Raw genomic sequence first — 20,156 nt, 5'->3', positions numbered from 1 at the left:
CTCAGGAGCGGACCTTGGCGGTCGCTTCCGCGAGGATGTTGAGCCCGAACTCGAGTTCGTCGTCGGTGATGGTCAGCGGCGGCAGCAGCTTGACCACCTCGTCCGACGGGCCGGACGTCTCGGCGAGCAGACCCTCCTCGAAGGCCAGGGCACAGACCTTCCCGGCGTCGTCCGGGTTCTCGAAGACCAGACCCTGGACCAGGCCGCGGCCGCGGGTCGAGACGCCGTCGAACATGTCGGACAGGTTCATGAAGGTCTGACGGATGCGCTCGCCCTTGCGCAGGGTGTCGCGCTCGAGCTTGTCGTCGGACCAGTAGTGCTCGAGGGCGGCAGCGGCCGTCACGAAGGCCGGGTTGTTGCCGCGGAAGGTGCCGTTGTGCTCGCCCGGCCCCCACACGTCGAGCTCACGCTTGAACAGGGTGAGCGCCAACGGCATTCCGTAACCGCCGATCGACTTGGACAGGGTCACGATGTCGGGCGTGATGCCGGCGATCTCGAACGAGAAGAACGGACCGGTGCGGCCGCAGCCCATCTGCACGTCGTCGACGATGAGCAGGATGTCGCGTTCCCGGCACAGGTCGGCGAGAGCGCGAAGCCATTCGGGGCGAGCGACATTCACGCCACCCTCACCCTGCACGGTCTCGACGATGACCGCGGCGGGACGGTTGAGTCCGCTGCCCGCGTCGTCGAGGACGCGCGAGAACCACTGGAAATCCTCGGTGACGCCGTTGAAGTAGTTGTCGAACGGCATCGGCGTGGCGTGCACGAGGGGGATGCCTGCGCCGGCGCGCTTCATGGAGTTACCGGTCACCGACAGGGCGCCCAGGGTCATACCGTGGAAAGCGTTGGTGAAGTTGATGATCGACTCACGGCCGGTGACCTTGCGGGCGAGTTTGAGCGCCGCCTCGACCGCGTTGGTGCCGGTCGGGCCGGGGAACTGGACCTTGTAGTCCAGGCCGCGGGGTGCGAGCACGTGGGACTCGAAAGTCTCTAGGAGCGTGCGCTTGGCGACGGTGTGCATGTCGAGGCCGTGGGTGATGCCGTCGCCCATGATGTAGTCGACGAGCGCCGACTTGAGAACAGGGTTGTTGTGGCCGTAGTTCAGGGCTCCGGCGCCGGCGAAGAAGTCGAGGTAGTCCTTCCCGTCCTCGCTGCGCAGCCAGGATCCCGATGCCTTGTCGAAAACGACGGGCCAACCGCGGCTGTAACTGCGGACCTCGGATTCGAGGTGCGAGAAAATTGCGGTGTCGGAATTGGGCGTGGTCTCGGGCTTGTTTTCCAGGATGGTCATGTCGTGGTCCTCCTGTGATTATTCGAAGATTATGGGATTTCCGCGCGCAGATGCGCTGCGATCATTCGCCGACGGTGTACAGATCCTCGGCCAGGTGGGAATCGGGGAAATCGTCGGGTGCAAACAACTCTGTGCGAGTGATATGCGTTCCACGGCGACGTGCGAGAGCGGTGAACATTGCGATCGATGCCTCGTTGTCGGGGCTCACCGTCGTTTCCAGACGGGTCACGCCGAGCGGCTCGAGTCGGTCGAGGAGGGCATCGAGCATGCGGCCCGCCACTCCGCGTCCACGCTGATCGGCGTCGACCGCGACCTGCCAGACGAACAGTGTGTGCGGGGAATCGGGACGGCGGTAGCCGGTCACGAACCCCACAGGGCGATCGGTATCGTCGGTTGCGACAACCGATGTGTCGGCGAAATCGCGACACCACAACACATATGCGTAACCGGAATTGACGTCGAGAACCTGCGAATCACGCGCGATCTGCCAGAGTCGTCTACCGTCGGCGATACGCGGACGCCGGAATTCGATTGCAGCCGGCTCACTACCGGACTCGGATGCGGCCACGCCCCGAGGGGTGGTCGCGATATTCGATTCAGCCGAGTCGGGGGTCGGGGTACTTCTTTCCTTGACGGGCCTCATATGTCCTTTCAACCTAACAACTTCCGGTATCGAGATCACCTCGATGCCCGGAATCGGGATCGGAACCCTGTGGTCCGTGCAGGTGGAGCGCATGTTGTGATACCGGTCACAAACATGTTACGTCGGTCCTCCTCGTGGCGATTACTTCGGGCTCGCGAGTGCGTACGGCAACACCGCGTCGGCTCCCGCGGCGACGAGGGTTCTCGCCGCCATGGTGAACGTCCAGCCGGTGTCGGTCACCGCGTCGACGAGGAGGATCGGACCACTCGACCCGACCGTGTCGGGTTGTTCCCACGCATCGATCAACGCGGCGACCCGGTATGCCGAGTTCGCTGCCGTGGGCTCCGTATTCCCGCTACGGCGTCGTAGTACACCTAGATCTCGTAATCGTCCGATTTGTGCCAATCGTGACGCGAGGGACTCCACGAGGAGGGGGTGGTCGGGGGATTCCAGCGCCATGACCGCGGTCGGTCGTTCCTCCCAGTCCCACGCGGCGAGCACCGCGATCGACGCGTCGACCACCGCCTTCGGTACCTCGCGATCCGGCCCGTCGAGCAGTTCCCGGAGTCGAGGCCCCCAGCCCAGATCCGACAGCCGACCCAGGACGCGGCCGGGACGAGGTCCGTCCGCGATCCGTCCCGACAGGGGAATCCCGAGCGTCGACATCCCGGTGGGCCACTGGCGGCGCGGCGGCAGATCGACGCCGGGGCGTTCGAGTCGGGCCCGGGTCCGGGCGACCTCGTCGTCGCCGACGGACGTCGCCCATCGGGAGCCGGTGCAGTTGTCGCAGCGACCGCAGCCGGTGCCCTGCGCATCGAGTCCGGGGTCGTCGAGCTGGCGACGCAGGAAGACCATGCGGCATTCGGTGGTGTGCTCGTATTCGAGCATTGCCTCCTGCTCCGCCGCGCGTGCCTCCTCGAGGCGCCCGTACCGCTCGTCGTCGTACACCCACGGCTGCCCGGTGGCGATCCAGCCACCCTTGACCCTCTTCACAGCTCCGTCGACATCGAGAACCTTGAGGACCATCTCCAGGCGTGAGCGGGTGAGGTCGACCCGAGGTTCGAGGGCGGGGGTCGACACCGGCCGTTCGATATCGAGCGCCGCGATCACACGACGGACGAGAGTCTCGTCCGGGAAGGCGACGGACGCGAACCACTGCCAGATCCGGCGGTCTTCCGGGCCGGGGAGCAGGACCACCTCGGCACGGTCGGTGGAGCGACCCGCGCGCCCCACCTGCTGGTAGTAGGAGATCGGCGACGACGGGGCACCGAGATGGACCACGAAGCCGAGGTCGGGCTTGTCGAAACCCATGCCGAGTGCCGAGGTGGCGATGAGTGCCTTGACCTTGTTGTCGAGCAGGTCGGCCTCGAGTTGTTCGCGTTCGGTCGGTTCGGTCTGCCCGGTGTACGCGGCCACCGCGTAACCGTGGTCGGCCAGGAGCGCTGCGAGGTCGCGGGCGGCGGAGACCGTCAACGCGTAGACGATGCCCGAGCCCGGCAGGTCCTTCAGATGCTGCGCGAGCCACGCCGCACGCCGTGCCGGCTCGTCGATCCGCACCACCGACAGGTGCAGCGACGGACGGTCGAGCCCGCCGCGCAGCACGAGTGTCTCGCCGGGGCCGGGATCGCTGCTCCCGCCGACATCGCCGTTCCCGCCCACACCGAGTTGTGCGGCGATGTCCGCCACCACCCGGTCGTTGGCGGTCGCGGTCGTCGCCAGCACCGGGATGTCGTCGCCGAGTTCGGAGACGAGGGTGCGGATTCGGCGGTAGTCGGGCCGGAAGTCGTGACCCCAGTCCGACACGCAGTGCGCCTCGTCGACGACCACCAGTCCGGCATCGCGGGCGAGAGACGGTAGCACCTGGTCGCGGAAGTCGGGATTGTTGAGGCGCTCGGGGCTCACGAGGAGTACGTCGACCTCGCCCGCCGCGATCTGCTCGTGGATCGAGTCCCACTCCGTGACATTGCCGGAGTTGATGGTCGCCGCGTGGACGCCGGCCCGCTCGGCGGCCGCGACCTGGTTCCGCATCAGCGCGAGCAGCGGCGAGACGATCACGGTCGGACCCCGGCCCTGCCGACGCAACAACTTGGCGGAGATGAAGTAGACGGCCGACTTCCCCCAGCCCGTGCGCTGCACGACGAGGGCGCGGCGACGGTGCACCACGAGCGCTTCGATCGCGACCCACTGGTCGCCGCGGAGCCGGGCGTCGGGACCCGCCAGTTCGCGGAGGAGATGCTCGGCGTCGTCGCGCAACAGCTCGGTGGAGTTCGTCATGCTGCAATCGTGCCCGACGTCGTTCCGTCACGGCAGCGGTGAGCGGTTCGTCGCGGGCGGTGAACGGTACCGATGCGGCGGCGAACGGGGATACCGTGGAGGCGATGACCACACGTGCTTCCGCAAGTAGGGTGGCACCGAGTGTCACTCCGGGTGGCGGGAAATTATGATGTAAAATATTGCGGAACAACAATTTCCGATGGTATCGATCTTGGAGTGCGACTCGTGACACTCTGTGTCCACATTGGTGACGGCGCTCGCCGGTCCGGCCCGAGTGTGACGAGCGGATCATCCGCGCCGCTATGGTCGTCGTCATGTACGCAGCCCTTTCATCCCCCGCAGCGCCGTCTGTGGAGTCGGTCGTCGTGAGCCCGGCCGAGGCTCGGGTACGTCATGAGACCTACCGCAACAAGATCATGTCGGCGCAGGATGCGGTGCAGTGCATCCGTCCCGGCGACACCGTCGCTATCAGCGGTTTCTCCGGCGCAGGCACCCCGAAGGCCGTGCCCCCGGCCCTCACCGAGCGCATCCGGCGCACCCGGGCGACCGGCGGCGACTTCCGGATCAATCTCCTCACCGGTGCGTCGGTCGCCTCCGACGTTGAGCGCATGCTCGCCGACGTCGACGGAATCGCGCTGCGTATGCCGTACCAGGCGGAGCCCACCGCACGCGGACGGATCAACGAGGGCCGGATGGACTATGTCGACATCCATCTGTCGCATGTCGCGCAGCAGGTCTGGGAGGGCTACTACGGACACGTCGACGTCGCCGTCGTCGAGATTGCCGGCATCACCGAAACGGGCGAGTTGATCCCCGCCACGTCGATCGGGAACAGCAAGACCTGGCTCGACGTTGCCGAGAAGGTCATCCTCGAGGTCAACTCGTGGATCCCCTCCGCGATAGAGGGCGTGCACGACGTCTACTACGGTACGGCGCTCCCGCCGCACCGCCGGCCGATCGACCTCACCGGCGTCGAGGACCGCATCGGGCAGCCCTACTTCCGGATCGATCCGGAACGTGTCGTCGCGGTGGTCGAGATCGATCGGCCCGACAGTGCCACGGCGCTCACGGAGCCGGACGCCACCAGTCGGGCGATCGCCGACCACGTCCTCGACTTCTTCGCACACGAGGTCGCTGCGGGACGGCTGCCCGCCGACACCCTGCTCCCGTTGCAGTCGGGCGTCGGCAATGTCGCCAATGCCGTGCTCGCAGGCCTCGACAGCGGACCCTACCGGGGGCTGACCTGCTACTCGGAGGTCATCCAGGACGGCATGCTCGACCTCGTCAAGCACGGCACCGTCCGATTCGCCTCGTCGACCTCGTTGGCGCTGTCCGAAGCGGGTCTGAAGGATTTCGTCGAGAACATCGACTTCTACCGCGATCACATCGTGCTGCGACCGCAGGAGATCAGCAACCATCCGGAGATCGTGCGCCGACTCGGCATCATCGCCATGAACGGCATGCTCGAGGCCGACATCTACGGCAACGTCAACTCCACCCACGTGATGGGCACCCGCATCATGAACGGCATCGGTGGCTCCGGCGACTTCGCGCGCAACGGCTACCTGTCGATGTTCCTGAGCCCGTCGACCGCTCGTGGCGGCGCGATCTCCTCGATCGTTCCGATGGTGCCGCACGTCGACCACACCGAGCACGACGTGCAGGTCATCGTGACCGAGCAGGGTCTCGCCGATCTTCGCGCCCTGTCTCCCCGTCGTCGGTCGCGGGTCGTCGTGGAGCGCTGCGCGCATCCCGACTACCGCGCCGAACTGCTCGACTACATCGAGCGCGCCGAAGCGGCTCCCGGAGCAGGACACACCCCGCACCTGCTCGGTGAGGCGTTCTCCTTCCACGAGCGCTACCAGCGCACGGGGACCATGCACGCGTCCTGATCGACGCGGCGACGAACGAGGTCGGCCCCGGCACCATATCCACGGTGCCGGGGCCGACCTTCGTCCGGCTCGGTGACCCGCCGCCGGGTATGTCCGGCTCGGTGACCCCCCCGCCGGGTAGGTCCGGCTCAGCGGATCGGCGCCGGATCGATCTGCTGCTGCGGGAGCGTCGCTTCGATCGCCGCCGTGATGTCCTGCAGCGGGGTCGGCCCGGAACCGTCGGGCACGGTCAGCGCCACGTAGACCGGACGATCGACCGTGAACCACGTGCTCGCCGGGATGCCCTGCTCGGCCCCCGACACCTCGAACCACTGCACCTCGTCGATCACCTGCAGAGCCGCTGCCTGGTCGAACTCGTCGGGCCGGTCGAGACCGCAGCGCAGGACCACCTCGTCGCCCTCGTCGGACTGCCAGGCCGCGGCGCCCACCGGAGCCGGGTCGGCCAGTTCGGCGCGCGTGTAGTCGCCGAGCTTCTCGGGCAGGGCCGCGAGCAGCTGCGCGCACGATTCGGATTCGGCCTCGGGGGCGGGCACGGGACCCAGACCGACGGGCGTGTTCACAGGTGACCGGGACACCGTCACGGCCGCCACGACCACGCCGACCAGCAGAGCGACGGGCAGTGCGATCGCCGTGGCGATCAGGGCGGGACTGCGGCGGGTCGCATCCGTTTCGGGCGTCTCGCCGGGGACGTCGTCGGAGGGTTCGCGGTCGGAAGCAGAGGTGTCGTTCATCGTGTCCAGAATCCGGGCTCGGGGACAGGGGGCGGTAGCGTGAACCGAACGTAGCAGGACACGTGCCGGCTCTCTCCCGCCGCCGACCGAGAAAGAGGCGACCGTCACCGTGACGAACCCGACCGGACCCACCGTCTCCGACATCGGGGAGTTTCCCGTGATCGAACGGGCGGTGAGGGCACGGCGACAGCCACGCAGCACGCTCGTCGGTCCGGGCCACGACGCGGCGGTCGTGGCAGCGGCCGACGGCCGTATCGCGATCTCCACCGACATGCTCGTCGAAGGACGTCACTTCCGGTTCGACTGGTCCGGCCCGCACCAGGTCGGGCGCAAGGCCGTCGCCCAGAACGGGGCGGACGTCGCCGCGGTCGGGGCACGCCCCACCGCCTTCGTCGTCGGTCTCGGGTGCCCGCCCGACACTCCCGTCGCCGTGCTCGACGGCATCTCCGCGGGAATCGGGGAGGCCGCGGAGGAGATCGGTGCCGGAGTGGTGGGGGGCGACCTCGTGCAGGCCGGCCAGGTGATCGTGTCGGTCACCGTGCTCGGCGACCTCGAGGGCCGACCCCCGCTGCTCCGCTCGACCGCCCGCCCCGGTGACGTCGTCGCACTCGCCGGCAGCACCGGCCGCTCGGCAGCCGGCCTCGCTCTGCTGCTTGCCGGCAACCCGGATTTCCCCGAGCTCGTCGCGTCGCATCTCGTGCCCACTCCGCCCTACGCTGCAGGTCCTGCCGCAGCGGCGGCGGGTGCCCACGCCTGCACCGATATCTCCGACGGTCTCGTCGCCGATCTCGGGCACATCTGTACCGCTTCGGAAGTCGCGATCGACCTGGACTCCGACGCGCTTACTCCCGACACGCAGCTCCGGAGGGCCGGGGAGGCGCTGTCGGCCGATCCGTGGGAGTGGATCCTCACCGGCGGCGAGGACCACGCCCTCGCGGCATGCTTTCCGCGCGGGGTCGCCCTGCCGGACGGATGGCGGCCGATCGGGGTGGCGCTCGAGGGCGCCGGTGTCACCGTCGACGGGGAAGGCCGGGAGGGATCCGGAGGCTGGGAGAGCTTCGCGCCGGGCGCTGCATCCCAGGGTCCCGACTCGAGATAGGTTCTGCAGTCATGGCTGTCTACGCACTCGGCGAGCGTGTCCCCGATATCCATCCCGACGCGTGGGTTCACCCCGACGCGGTCGTGATCGGCAACGTCACCCTCGGTGCCGGGGCCTCCGTGTGGCCCTCGGCGGTGCTGCGCGGGGACTACGGCACGATCACCGTGGGGGAGAAGACCAACATCCAGGACGGCACGATCATCCACTGCACCGCGATCGAGGCCACCGTCATCGGTGCGCGGTGCGTGGTCGGTCACAACGCGCACATCGAAGGCTCCACCATCGGTGACGGTGCACTGATCGGGTCGGGTTCGCTCGTCCTCAACGGCTCGGTCATCGGTGCCGGTGCCCAGGTCGCCGCCGGCGCCCTGATCCCTCCGCGATTCGAACTCCCGCCCCGCCGCATGGCGATGGGTATCCCCGCGAAGGTCCGCGAGGGGTACGAGGTTCCCGAGAACAACTTCGACGCCAACGCCGAGATGTACGCAGCGAACGCGGCCTACTACCGGACCGCCCTCCGCCGTATCGACCAGGAGTGACAGGTGGCCGGCACCGTCGACACACAGTCCGCGTCCGGTGGAGAGGGTGAACCCCGATCCGGCCGCCCCCTCTCCGAACTCGTCGACCCGGGGTGGGCCCGAGCACTCGAACCCGTCGCCGACGACATCACCGCCATGGGGCAGTTCCTCCGCGCGGAACTCGCCGCGGGACGCAGCTACCTGCCGTCCGGCCCGAACGTGCTGCGTGCCTTCGCCCAGCCCTTCGAGGCGGTACGCGTCCTGATCGTCGGGCAGGATCCCTATCCCACTCCCGGTCACGCTGTGGGACTGAGCTTCTCGGTGGCTCCGGACGTCCGTCCGATCCCTCGCAGTCTCGCCAACATCTACCGCGAGTACACCGAGGATCTCGATCTGCCGCAGCCGTCCACGGGCGACCTGTCGCCGTGGACGCAGCACGGCGTCCTGTTGCTCAACCGGGTGCTCACGGTCGCGCCGGGCCAGCCGGCCTCGCACCGGGGCAAGGGCTGGGAGGCGGTCACGGAGCAGGCCATCCGCGCGCTGGTCGCGCGCGGTACCCCGCTCGTCGCCATCCTGTGGGGCCGCGACGCGGCGACCCTCGAGCCCATGCTCGGCGGTGCGCCCACCGTGAAGTCGGCGCATCCGTCCCCGCTGTCGGCTTCCCGCGGATTCTTCGGGTCGCGTCCGTTCACCCGCGCGAACGCTCTCCTCGTCGAACAGGGCGGCGAACCGGTGGACTGGCGACTGCCCTGACCACCGGTCCGTCACCGATACCGGCTCGTCAGGCGCGGATCGAATCCCAGTCGGGGCGGCGCTTGGCGACGAAGGAATCGACGCCCTCGATGCCCGTGGGACTCGTCGCGGCCGCGGAGATCGCGGCGGCTTCCGCGTCGAGGTGCTCCGACAGCGACCGTCCTGCCGACTCGGCGACGAGCGAGCGGATCGAGGCGTAGGACTGCGTCGGGCCGTGGGCGAGGGTCCGGGCGAGCCGCAACCCTTCGCCCTGGATCTCCCCGTCGGCGACGAGTCGGCTCAGCAGACCCAGACGCACGGCTTCGTCGGCGCCGATCACGGCATCGGTCATGATGATCTCGCGCGCCCGCGCCGGACCGACGATCCGCGGCAGGGTCCAGGACATCCCGCCGTCGGGCGAGAAACCGATCGAGGGGTACGCGGCGCGCATCTTCGTACCCGGGCCGGCGAGCGCGATGTCCGCGAGCAACGCGAGGCTCATGCCGGCGCCCGCAGCCCAGCCGTGCACGGCGGCGACGACCGGGACGGCGGCCTTGTTCAGCTCACGGACGAAGTCGTGGAAGAGACTCGCGACCTCGAACAGATGGGCGCCACGATCCTCGGCCGCGGCAAATCCGTGGACGTTGCCGCCCGCACAGAAGTTCGCGCCCTCGCCGACGAGCAGGACGGCGCCGATCTCCGGGCCTGCCGCCCGCAGAGCCGCGATGCCCTGCTCCATTCCCGCGGGGGACAGGGAGGTGCCGTACTCGGAGGTCGCCACGGCGATCCGCAGGACCCGGTCCTCCACACTCACCAGCGGGTGAAGAGAGCCGTTGCCGGCAAGAAAGGAAACTTGGTTCTCGGTCATTCCCGCACGATATCCGGCCGCAGAATCGAACAGTGAAGGCCCCCTGCGCAATCAGCGCAAGGGGCCTTCACTACGACTCGACCGGGAATCAGCCGCGGACGACCTTGCCGGCCTTGAGGCAGGAGGTGCACACGTTCATCTTGCGGGTGTTGCCCGGTGCAACCTGAGCGCGCACGCTCTGGATGTTCGGGTTCCAGCGACGGTTGGTACGCCGGTGCGAGTGCGAGACCGACTTCCCGAAGCCGGGGCCCTTGGCGCATACGTCGCAGACGGCAGCCATGTCGCGAACTCCTTGTGTCTAGTGGATAGATCTTCTGTCTGTGTTGTTTCACCCTGCAAACACGGGGAACGAGCCACCCGTGCGAGGCAACCCGGCAAGCTTAGCGAACTCGAGTGCGGATGGCCAAACCGGACGCCGGGACGGCTCGCGGCTAACCTGTTCGCCAGGGCTCGGCACCGTGGCGATCGGTACCCATCGTAGTGGCGGATGCGGCCCGGAGGCGAGAGGCGAAGGGGGTGGAATCGTTGCTCGAAGCCGAGGACACGGTGGATGGGCGAGCGCTGCGCAGGTGGGTGGAGTTCGGTGTGGACGCGCTCGAACAGCGCCGGGCCGAGATCAACTCGCTCAACGTCTTCCCGGTGCCCGACGGCGACACCGGAAACAACCTGCTCAGCACCCTGCAGGCCGCCGCGGCCCGGATCGGTGGCCCCGCGGACGGCGCGCTCACCGCGTCCGACGTCGCCGAGGGGCTCGCACGCGGTGCCTTCACCGGCGCCCGGGGCAATTCGGGGATCATCCTTGCGCAGGCCCTGCGCGGTGTGGCCGACGCAGTTGCCGGGCTGACGACCGTCGGCGCCGCGGATCTCGCCGCCGCCCTATCGAACGCCGCGGCACTCGTGACCGGAGCGCTCAGCGCGCCCGCGAAGGGCACGATCGTCAGCGTCCTCGAAGCCGCAGCCGACGGTGCCGCCCGTGCTGCCGCGGAGACCGACCCGACCGTGTGCGAGGTGGTCGTCGCGAGCGCCGACGCCGCTGCCGACGCGCTGCAGCGCACCACCACCCAGCTCGACGTCCTCGCCGAGGCGGGGGTGGTCGACGCCGGCGGTCTCGGCCTGCTCGTGCTGCTCGACTGCCTGGTCGAGGTCACCACGGGAACGCGCCCCGACCGCCGGATGGTGCTCGCCGGTGCCTCGCGTCCCGTGGTCGAACCCGAGGTCGTCGACGACCGCCACGACAGCGACCAGCAGGAGTACGAGGTGATGTATCTCGTCGAGAACTCCGACGGCACGCGCATCGACGCCCTGCGTTCCCATCTCGACGCACTGGGAGACTCCGTGGCGATCGTCGCCGGGGAATCGGGTTGCTGGTCCGTGCACGTGCACTGCTGCGATCCGGGAGCAGCGGTCGAGGCCGGTCTCGCGGCGGGCGCCCTGCGCCGCATCGACATCACGTGCTTCGCGCTCGAGTCCGCACGTCGCGGGTGCGGCGACGGAGCCGCGTCGGGCACGGCCGCAGTCCCGGCGCACACCCACACGGCGGGGGAGCAGTCCCGCGCGGTCCTCGCGGTGGTCGGTGGCGACGGTGCTGCCGAACTGTTCGAAGCGGAGGGCGCGCAGGTGCTGCGGGCGGAGGAGATCTCCGTCCCGGACGAGCTGCTCGCGGCGATCCGGGCACTGCCGAGCCGGGACGTCCTCGTGCTCCCCAACGGTGCGCTCTCCGCGCAGGACGTCGTCGCCGTGGGCGCCCGGGCGCGGCGGGAGGACTGCGACGTGATGTTCCTGCCGTCGTCCTCGGTGGTCCAGGGACTGGCGTCGTTGGCCGTGCACGATCCGATGCGGGCCACCGTCGACGACGCGTTCGCGATGTCGGAGGCGGCGTCGTGCGTGCGCTGGGGGTCGCTGCGGTACGCGAACGAACGCGCTCTGACCTGGGTCGGAACGTGCGAGCCCGGCGACAGTCTCGGCCTCGCCGGCCATGATGTCGTAGTGATCGAGCATGATCTGGTGACAGCGGGAGCATCGCTGCTCGACAGGCTTCTCGCCGCGGGCGGCGAGCTCGTGACGATGCTGGTCGGGGCCGAGGCTCCCGACGGACTCGTCGAGCAACTGGCCGACCACCTCGATCGCCGCCACCCGGAGATCGACGTGGTGGTCTATCAGGGCGGTCAGCGCAGCGACCTGCTGCAGCTCGGCGTCGAGTAGCCGGTGCGCCGCGAGGCCACCGCACGAGTAGCGGAAGGGACGGCAGTGGCGACACTCGCGGACCGGCTCGATCATGTCCTCGGCCGCAAGACGGCGGACGCCTTGCACGACGCGTTCGGGATGGCCACCGTCGAGGATCTGCTGCGGCACTATCCGCACCGCTACGCCACCCAGGGCGCCGAGCTCGGGGAGAGCCGGCCCGAGGAGGGCCGGCACATCACGATCATCGCGCGGGTCGAATCGGCGCAGGAGGTGCCGATGAAGTCCCGCGCCGGGAAGCGCCTCGCGGTGCGGCTGCGCTCCGATCGCCACAGCATCGACGTCACCTTCTTCAATCCGCACCGGGTCAAGCACAACATCAAGCCCGGTGTGCGCGCGATGTTCTCCGGCACCGTGAAGTACTTCCGCGACAAGTGGAGCCTGACCCACCCGAGCTATCTCGTGCTTCCCGAGCCGCGCGACGCGGACGATCTCGTCTCGGCGGCGCCCGCGCGGGTGCGGGGCGCCGGTGCCCTGGCGGGTCTCGCGCGTACCGCGCAGGACGGCTCCGGGGTGGACATGTCGGTCTTCGACCGCGCGCTGATCCCGATGTACCGCGCGACCCGCGAGGTGGAGTCGTGGACCGTCATGCGCTGCGTGCGGCAGGTGCTCGACCAGCTCGACCACGTCGACGATCCGCTGCCCGCGTGGGTCCGCGACGAGCACGGCTTCGTGGGTCTCGACGATGCCCTGCGATCGATCCACCTGCCCGACACGAAACAGGAGATCGACCGGGCACGCGACCGCCTGCGGTTCGACGAGGCCGCCGCGGTGCAGCTCGTGCTCGCGGGCCGCCGGCACGAGGTCGAGGTGCGTTCGGCGCCGTCCTGCCCGCACCGCGCGGACGGGATCGCCGACGAGTTCGATCGGCGCCTGCCTTTCGAGCTGACGGCCGGCCAGCTCGCCGTGGCGGAGGAGATCTCCGCCGATCTGGCCCGAGAACACCCCATGAACCGATTGCTGCAGGGCGAGGTCGGTTCGGGCAAGACCATCGTCGCGCTGCGGGCGATGCTGCAGGTGATCGACTCCGGGCGGCAGTGCGCCCTGCTCGCACCCACCGAAGTGCTCGCGGCGCAGCACGCCCGCTCGTTGACCACGATGCTCGGCGACCTCGCGGCGGCGGGCGAACTGGGTGCCCACGAACTCGCGACCCGCGTGACCCTGTTGACCGGCTCGATGGGGGTCGCGCGCAAGCGGGCCGCGCTCAACGAGGCGGTGACGGGAGATGCCGGGATCGTCATCGGCACCCACGCGCTCATCGAGGACAAGGTGCAGTTCTTCGACCTCGGTCTCGTGGTGATCGACGAGCAGCACCGGTTCGGCGTCGAGCAGCGCGACGCATTGCGGTCGCGCGGCCGCGACGGGGCGTCACCGCACGTGCTGGTGATGACCGCGACGCCCATCCCGCGCACCATCGCGATGACCGTGCTCGGCGACCTCGAGGTCTCGACCCTGCGCGAACTGCCCCGAGGGCGGTCGCCGATCGTCAGCCGCGTTGTCCCGGCGAAGGTGCACCCGACGTGGGTCGACCGGGCGTGGGAACGTATCCGCGAAGAGGTCGCCGACGGGAGGCAGGCCTATGTGGTGTGCTCACGCATCGGCGACGGCGATTCCGACGACGACGCACTCCTCGATCCGGGCGCTCCCGAGCCGTCGGGCTCGGGGAAGGGCAAGCAGGCGCCACCCGAGACCACCTCGGTGCTCGAGCAGTTCGAGTTCCTGACCTCCGGTCCGCTGCGCGACCTGCGGGTGGGTCTGCTGCACGGCCGGTTGCCCGGCGACGAGAAGGACGCCGTGATGCAGGCCTTCAACGCGGCGGAGCTCGACGTGCTGGTGTGCACGACCGTCGTCGAGGTCGGTGTCGACGTGCCGAACGCGACGGTGATGGTGATCGTCGACGCCGACCGGTTCGGTGTCAGCCAGCTGCACCAGCTGCGCGGTCGCGTGGGCCGTGGTGGGCACCAGGGGCTGTGTCTGCTCGTGACCGACGCGAAACCAGGCACCCCGACGATGATGCGGCTCGAGGCCGTCGCCGGCACCACCGACGGGTTCGAACTCGCCCAGCTCGATCTGCACTTGCGACGGGAGGGCGACGTCCTCGGGGTCGCCCAGTCCGGCACGGTGTCGACGCTCAGGTTGCTCTCGCTCGTCGACGACGCCGACGTCATCGAGGCGGCCCGCGACTTCTCCCGGACGGTGACCGAGAAGGATCCGGGCCTCGAACACCATCCGGGGCTCGCGAGCATGGTGCGCGCGGCGCTCGACGCCGAGCGCGTCGAGTACCTCGACAAGTCCTGAGTTACGTTCTGTACACCGTGCCGTGGAACCTCCGGTGAGGTTTCCACCACCCTCCCCGGAACGTTGACAACGTGTTACGGACGGTCCCACTGCATCGTTCCAGTCGTGCCGTCCGGCCACTCCGTCCCACGATGTGGAATGCGCGTCGAAGGCGGAATGTTACGTCGCGGTACCGTCGACCAATGTTCTCGAAAGTGCTTGTCGCCAACCGTGGCGAGATCGCGATCCGTGCCTTCCGTGCCGCCTACGAACTGGGTGCCGGGACGGTCGCGGTGTTCCCGTACGAAGACCGGAACTCCCTGCACCGGTTGAAGGCCGACGAGGCCTATCAGATCGGTGACGAGGGGCACCCGGTCCGCGCATACCTGTCGGTCGAGAAGGTCGTCGAAGCGGCCGTGTCGGCCGGAGCCGACGCGATCTATCCCGGCTACGGTTTCCTGTCCGAGAACCCGGACCTCGCCGCGGCGTGCGCGGACGCGGGCATCACCTTCGTCGGCCCCTCGGCGGAGATCCTGGAGCTGACCGGGAACAAGGCCCGCGCGATCGCCTCGGCGAAGGCCGCAGGTCTGCCGGTCCTGGCGTCGTCGGAGCCGTCCTCGGATGTCGACGCGCTGATCGCCGCGTCGGAGTCGATGAACTTCCCGGTCTTCGTCAAGGCCGTCGCCGGTGGTGGCGGACGCGGCATGCGCCGGGTCGCCGAGCCCTCCCAGCTGCGCGAAGCGATCGAAGCCGCCTCCCGCGAGGCCGACGCGGCCTTCGGTGATCCCACCGTCTTCCTGGAGCAGGCCGTGGTCAACCCGCGGCACATCGAGGTACAGATCCTCGCCGACAAGTACGGCAACGTCATCCACCTGTACGAGCGCGACTGCTCGGTGCAGCGCCGGCACCAGAAGGTCATCGAGCTCGCCCCGGCCCCGAATCTCGACCCGGAGTTGCGCGACCGAATCTGCGCCGACGCCGTCGCATTCGCCGAGGAGATCGGCTACCAGTGCGCGGGCACCGTCGAATTCCTCGTCGACGAGCGCGGCAACCACGTGTTCATCGAGATGAATCCCCGGATCCAGGTCGAGCACACGGTCACCGAAGAGATCACCGACGTCGACCTCGTGCAGTCGCAGCTGCGCATCGCCGCCGGCGAGTCGCTCGCCGATCTGGGTCTGTCACAGGAGAGCATCACCATCCGCGGCGCGGCGCTGCAGTGCCGCATCACGACCGAGGATCCCGCCAACGGGTTCCGCCCGGACACCGGCCGTATCACCGGTTACCGCACCCCGGGTGGTGCCGGCATCCGCCTCGACGGCGGCACCTCGGTCGGCGCGGAGATCTCCGCCCACTTCGACTCGATGCTCGTCAAGCTCACCTGCCGCGGCCGGACGTTCGAGACCGCTGTCGCCCGTGCCCGCCGCGCGGTTGCCGAGTTCCGCATCCGCGGTGTCGCGACGAACATCCCCTTCCTGCAGGCCGTGCTCGACGACGCCGACTTCCGCGACGGACACGTCACCACCTCGTTCATCGAGGAACGTCCGCAGCTGCTGACGCTGCGTTCGTCCGCCGACCGCGGCACCAAGATCCTGAACTACCTCGCCGACGTGACGGTCAACAAGCCGCACGGCGAGCGCCCCACCACGCTCTACCCGCACGACAAGCTGCCCGCGATCGACCTGAGCGCCGCGCCGCCGGCCGGTTCGCGGCAGCGGCTGCTCGAACTCGGACCCGAGGGCTTCGCCCGTGCGCTGCGTGAGCAGAAGTCCATCGGCGTCACCGACACCACCTTCCGCGACGCGCACCAGTCGCTGCTCGCGACCCGTGTGCGCAGCAAGGACCTGCTGACGGTCGCCGGGCACGTGGCCCGGATGACCCCGCAGCTCCTCTCGATCGAGGCATGGGGCGGCGCGACCTACGACGTCGCTCTGCGCTTCCTGCACGAGGATCCGTGGGAGCGGCTGGCCGCGCTGCGCGAGGCGATCCCGAACATCAACCTGCAGATGCTGCTGCGGGGACGCAACACCGTCGGCTACACCCCCTACCCGGAGGCCGTGACCCGCGCGTTCGTGCAGGAGGCCGCAGACACGGGCATCGACATCTTCCGCATCTTCGACGCGCTGAACAACGTCGACCAGATGCGTCCGGCGATCGACGCGGTGCACGAGACCGGCACCACGCTCGCCGAGGTCGCGATGTCCTACACCGGCGACCTGTCGAACCCGGACGAGACGATCTACACGCTCGACTACTACCTGCGGTTGGCCGAGGAGATCGTCGAGGCCGGTGCACACGTGCTCGCCATCAAGGACATGGCAGGTCTGCTGCGCGCCCCGGCCGCCGCGACGCTCGTCTCGGCGCTGCGCAGCAACTTCGACCTGCCGGTCCACGTGCACACCCACGACACTCCGGGTGGGCAGCTCGCGACCTATCTTGCGGCCTGGCACGCCGGTGCCGACGCCGTCGACGGTGCCTCCGCGGCGCTCGCCGGTACGACGAGCCAGCCCGCCCTGTCGGCGATCGTCGCCGCCGCGGCGAACAGCGAGTTCGACACCGGCCTCGACCTGCAGGCCGTGTGCGATCTCGAGCCGTACTGGGAGGCGCTGCGCAGGGTCTACGCACCGTTCGAGTCGGGGCTGCCCGCCCCGACCGGCCGCGTCTACACCCACGAGATCCCCGGCGGCCAGTTGTCGAACCTGCGCCAGCAGGCCATCGCGCTGGGACTCGGCGACCGCTTCGAGGAGGTCGAGGCCGCCTATGCCGGCGCCGACCGTCTCCTCGGCCGCCTGATCAAGGTCACCCCGTCGAGCAAGGTCGTCGGCGACCTCGCGCTGCACCTCGTCGGTGCCGGGGTCTCGGTCGACGACTTCGCCGCCGAGCCCGGCAAGTACGACATCCCCGATTCGGTCATCGGCTTCCTGCGCGGCGACCTCGGCACCCCCGCCGGGGGCTGGCCCGAGCCGTTCCGCAGCAAGGCGCTGTCGGGCCGAGCCGAGCCCAAGCCGATCACCCCGCTCGCGCCCGAGGAGGAGAAGGCCCTCGGCGGCACCTCGGCCGAGCGTCGCCGCATGCTCAACCGCCTGCTGTTCCCCGGACCGGCCAAGGAGTTCGAACAGCACCGGGAGACCTACGGCGACACCACCGAGCTGTCGGCCAACCAGTTCTTCTACGGGCTGCGGCACGGCGAGGAGCACCGGGTGCGCCTGGACAAGGGCGTCGAACTGCTCATCGGTCTCGAAGCGATCTCCGACGCCGACGAGAAAGGCTTCCGCACGGTGATGTGCATCCTCAACGGGCAGCTGCGCCCGGTGTCGGTGCGCGACCGGTCGGTGGCCGCCGACATCCCGGCCGCGGAGAAGGCCGACCGCAACCATCCCGGTCACGTCGCCGCGCCGTTCGCCGGCACGGTCACCCTCGTGGTGTCCGAGGGCGACAGCGTCTCGGCGGGCGACACCGTCGCCACCATCGAGGCGATGAAGATGGAGGCCGCGATCACCGCGCCGCGCGGCGGACGCATCACGCGTGTCGCGATCGGCCCGGTGCAACAGGTCGAAGGTGGCGACCTGCTCGTCGAGGTGTCCACGGGAGACAGCGCCGAGTGACACGGATCGTCGCCGGCCGGGCCGGGGGGCGGCGCCTGAAGGTGCCGCCCCGCGGGACCAGGCCCACTTCCGAACGGGTCCGTGAGGCCTTGTTCAGTTCGCTCGACGCACGCATGGACATCGACGGTGCCGCAGTCCTCGACCTCTACGCGGGGTCGGGGGCTCTCGGCCTCGAGGCGCTGTCCCGCGGCGCCGAGCACGCGATGCTCGTCGAGTCCGACGCCAAGGCGGCGGGGGTGATCCGCGAGAACATCGCGACGGTCGGACTGCCGGGGGCGGTCTTGCGCACGGCACCGGTGGCCGCCGTGCTCGCGGGTACCGCCGACCGGGTGTACGACCTCGTCCTCGCCGACCCGCCCTACGCCGTGACCGAGGAGGCCGTCACCGGAGTGCTCGAGGCGCTGGTGTCCGGCGGCTGGGTCGAGGACGGTTCGGTCGTCGTGGTCGAACGCTCGTCTCGGTCGCCGGAAACGGTGTGGCCGCAGGCATTCGAGGTCGGCAGGTCGCGGCGATACGGGGAGACGAGGGTGGAGATCGCCACCTGCTACGGTGCTGGATCATGAGCCGCGCGGTCTGCCCAGGATCCTTCGACCCGGTCACCAACGGACACCTCGACGTCATCGGCAGGGTCTCGGCCCAGTTCGACGAGGTCGTCGTGACCGTCACGATCAATCCCAACAAGCGGGGGATGTTCACGATCGACGAACGCCTCGAGATGCTCACCGAGGCCACGGCGCACCTGCCGAACGTCACGATCGACGCCTGGCAGGGCCTGCTCGTCGACTACGCCCGCGAGCGGGGGATCACCGCGATCGTCAAGGGCCTGCGCGGCGCCAACGACTTCGACTACGAGCTGCAGATGGCGCAGATGAACCACAAGCTCACCGGCGTCGACACCCTGTTCGTCGCCACCAACCCGGTGTACAGCTACCTGTCGAGCTCGCTCGTCAAGGAAGTCGCGACCTACGGCGGCGATGTCTCCGACATGCTGCCGGGCACCGTGCACGCTCGTCTGCTCGCGCGCCTTGCCGAGCGGGCCGCCGCGAAATAGACAGCACCCCTCCCGCACGGTCTGTGACGGCCGGATCCCGACACACCGAGCGCAGGGCACACGAGCGTGCCCTGCGCTGCGGCAGACTGGACGGTGGCGCGTCCGCACCGGTCGCGCCGAGCGAGTGATTGGGGTTGGGCGTGTACCGGGTATTCGAGGCACTCGACGAGCTGGTCGCAATCGTCGAAGAGGCACGTAGCGTTCCGATGACGGCGAGCTGCGTGGTACCGCGCGGCGATGTCCTCGAGCTGCTCGACGACGTGCGCGACGCGCTGCCGCCCGAACTCGACGACGCACAGGACGTGCTCGATCACCGCGACAAGCTGATCAACGACGCGCGGGCGCAGGCCGAGAAGACCGTCGGCGACGCCGACGAGGAGGCGCGCACCCTGCTCGAGGACGCGCGTACCGACGCCGACCGCATGCTGGCGGACGCGAAGGCGCAGGCGGACCGGATGGTCAAGGAAGCACGCGCCCACGCCGACGAACTCGTGCGCGACGCTCAGGCCGAGGCCGACGACCTCGTAGCAGAGGGCAACAAGCAGTACGAGAGCGTGACCGGTCGCGCCCGCCTCGAGGCCGACCGCCTGGTCGAGTCCGGCCAGGCGTCGTACGAGCGTTCCGTGGCCGAGGGCGAGGCCGAGAAGGCGCGCCTGGTGTCGCAGACGGAGGTCGTGCAGGCCGCGCACGCCGAGTCGGCTCGCGTCATCGATTCGGCCCACGCCGAATCCGACCGCCTGCGGACGGAATGCGACGAGTACATCGACGGAAAGCTCTCGGAGTTCGAGGAACTGCTCGGCACCACCCTGCGGTCGGTCGGCCGCGGCCGGCAGCAGCTGCGGCTCTCGGGTGCCCCCGACTTCGCGGAGGCCGACCCTCGGGCGAGCCGCCGCCGCTGATCGGCGGAATTTCCGCTCGTGCCGCCCATCGCGTA

The 20,156-nt window shown here is 69.3% G+C and carries 16 protein-coding genes; 10 read left to right on the top strand and 6 right to left on the bottom strand.

Going from position 1 to position 20,156, the window contains the following annotated elements; all coding sequences use genetic code 11:
* Position 1 precedes the first annotated feature (1 nt).
* The 3 genes from ectB to PV766_RS03800 form a co-directional block, all read right to left on the bottom strand.
* Complete coding sequence (gene ectB / locus PV766_RS03810) at positions 2-1,291, bottom strand: diaminobutyrate--2-oxoglutarate transaminase (protein ID WP_064063345.1); 1,290 nt, start codon at positions 1,289-1,291, stop codon at positions 2-4.
* 61 nt (positions 1,292-1,352) lie between these two features.
* Positions 1,353-1,859 carry a diaminobutyrate acetyltransferase gene (gene ectA, locus PV766_RS03805; protein ID WP_016932493.1) on the bottom strand — a complete coding sequence of 169 codons (507 nt, stop codon included), beginning with the start codon at positions 1,857-1,859 and terminating at the stop codon, positions 1,353-1,355.
* A gap of 216 nt (positions 1,860-2,075) precedes the next feature.
* Entirely contained in the window at positions 2,076-4,208 is a 2,133-nt protein-coding gene (locus PV766_RS03800) for a RecQ family ATP-dependent DNA helicase (RefSeq protein WP_255162660.1), read from the bottom strand.
* 350 nt (positions 4,209-4,558) lie between these two features.
* On the opposite strand from PV766_RS03800, the gene PV766_RS03795 reads away from it, so the two are divergent.
* A complete protein-coding gene (locus tag PV766_RS03795; protein ID WP_129976903.1) occupies positions 4,559-6,100 on the top strand; it encodes an acetyl-CoA hydrolase/transferase family protein in 1,542 nt (513 codons plus the stop codon).
* 128 nt (positions 6,101-6,228) lie between these two features.
* Here PV766_RS03795 and PV766_RS03790 read toward each other — a convergent pair whose 3' ends face one another.
* Entirely contained in the window at positions 6,229-6,831 is a 603-nt protein-coding gene (locus tag PV766_RS03790; protein WP_064063404.1) for a DUF3515 domain-containing protein, read from the bottom strand.
* A 109-nt stretch (positions 6,832-6,940) separates the two neighbouring features.
* On the opposite strand from PV766_RS03790, the gene PV766_RS03785 reads away from it, so the two are divergent.
* Genes PV766_RS03785 through PV766_RS03775 form a run of 3 tightly spaced genes read left to right on the top strand, consistent with a single transcriptional unit; the run spans position 6,941 to position 9,201 of the window.
* The gene (locus tag PV766_RS03785) at positions 6,941-7,930 is read left to right on the top strand and encodes a thiamine-phosphate kinase (RefSeq protein WP_084421573.1); all 990 of its coding nucleotides are present in this window, start codon (positions 6,941-6,943) and stop codon (positions 7,928-7,930) included.
* 11 nt (positions 7,931-7,941) lie between these two features.
* Complete coding sequence (locus PV766_RS03780; RefSeq protein WP_016932499.1) at positions 7,942-8,469, top strand: gamma carbonic anhydrase family protein; 528 nt, start codon at positions 7,942-7,944, stop codon at positions 8,467-8,469.
* A gap of 3 nt (positions 8,470-8,472) precedes the next feature.
* Positions 8,473-9,201 carry a uracil-DNA glycosylase gene (locus PV766_RS03775; protein ID WP_064063347.1) on the top strand — a complete coding sequence of 243 codons (729 nt, stop codon included), beginning with the start codon at positions 8,473-8,475 and terminating at the stop codon, positions 9,199-9,201.
* Between the two features lie 28 nt (positions 9,202-9,229).
* Here the strand turns inward: PV766_RS03775 and PV766_RS03770 are convergent, their stop codons facing one another.
* Both PV766_RS03770 and rpmB read right to left on the bottom strand, forming a co-directional pair.
* Complete coding sequence (locus tag PV766_RS03770) at positions 9,230-10,048, bottom strand: enoyl-CoA hydratase/isomerase family protein (protein WP_421096427.1); 819 nt, start codon at positions 10,046-10,048, stop codon at positions 9,230-9,232.
* 88 nt (positions 10,049-10,136) lie between these two features.
* Complete coding sequence (gene rpmB, locus PV766_RS03765) at positions 10,137-10,328, bottom strand: 50S ribosomal protein L28 (protein WP_006551201.1); 192 nt, start codon at positions 10,326-10,328, stop codon at positions 10,137-10,139.
* 236 nt (positions 10,329-10,564) lie between these two features.
* Here rpmB and PV766_RS03760 point away from each other — a divergent pair, with 236 nt between their 5' ends.
* The 6 genes from PV766_RS03760 to PV766_RS03735 all read left to right on the top strand — a co-directional run bounded on the left by PV766_RS03760 (position 10,565) and on the right by PV766_RS03735 (position 20,121).
* Positions 10,565-12,250, top strand: a complete 1,686-nt coding sequence (locus PV766_RS03760; protein WP_421096426.1) for a DAK2 domain-containing protein — start codon at positions 10,565-10,567, stop codon at positions 12,248-12,250.
* 45 nt (positions 12,251-12,295) lie between these two features.
* Positions 12,296-14,587: an ATP-dependent DNA helicase RecG gene (gene recG / locus PV766_RS03755; RefSeq protein WP_421096425.1), complete on the top strand. Its 2,292-nt coding sequence runs from the start codon at positions 12,296-12,298 to the stop codon at positions 14,585-14,587.
* A 182-nt stretch (positions 14,588-14,769) separates the two neighbouring features.
* Positions 14,770-18,171, top strand: coding sequence for a pyruvate carboxylase (locus PV766_RS03750; protein WP_421096424.1), 3,402 nt, complete (start codon positions 14,770-14,772; stop codon positions 18,169-18,171).
* Entirely contained in the window at positions 18,168-18,734 is a 567-nt protein-coding gene (gene rsmD / locus PV766_RS03745; protein WP_064063352.1) for a 16S rRNA (guanine(966)-N(2))-methyltransferase RsmD, read from the top strand. The genes PV766_RS03750 and rsmD overlap by 4 nt, the downstream gene beginning before the upstream one ends.
* Complete coding sequence (coaD, locus tag PV766_RS03740) at positions 18,731-19,222, top strand: pantetheine-phosphate adenylyltransferase (protein ID WP_129976575.1); 492 nt, start codon at positions 18,731-18,733, stop codon at positions 19,220-19,222. The genes rsmD and coaD overlap by 4 nt, the downstream gene beginning before the upstream one ends.
* Positions 19,223-19,362: 140 nt before the next feature.
* On the top strand, positions 19,363-20,121 hold the full coding sequence (locus PV766_RS03735) for a DivIVA domain-containing protein (protein WP_064063353.1): 759 nt from the start codon (positions 19,363-19,365) through the stop codon (positions 20,119-20,121).
* Positions 20,122-20,156: the final 35 nt, after the last annotated feature.

The sequence above is a fragment of the Rhodococcus sp. As11 genome, assembly GCF_048957735.1.
In the GTDB taxonomy this organism is placed as follows: Bacteria; Actinomycetota; Actinomycetes; order Mycobacteriales; family Mycobacteriaceae; genus Rhodococcus; species Rhodococcus gordoniae.
This window is presented reverse-complemented; position numbering and strand designations above follow the sequence as displayed.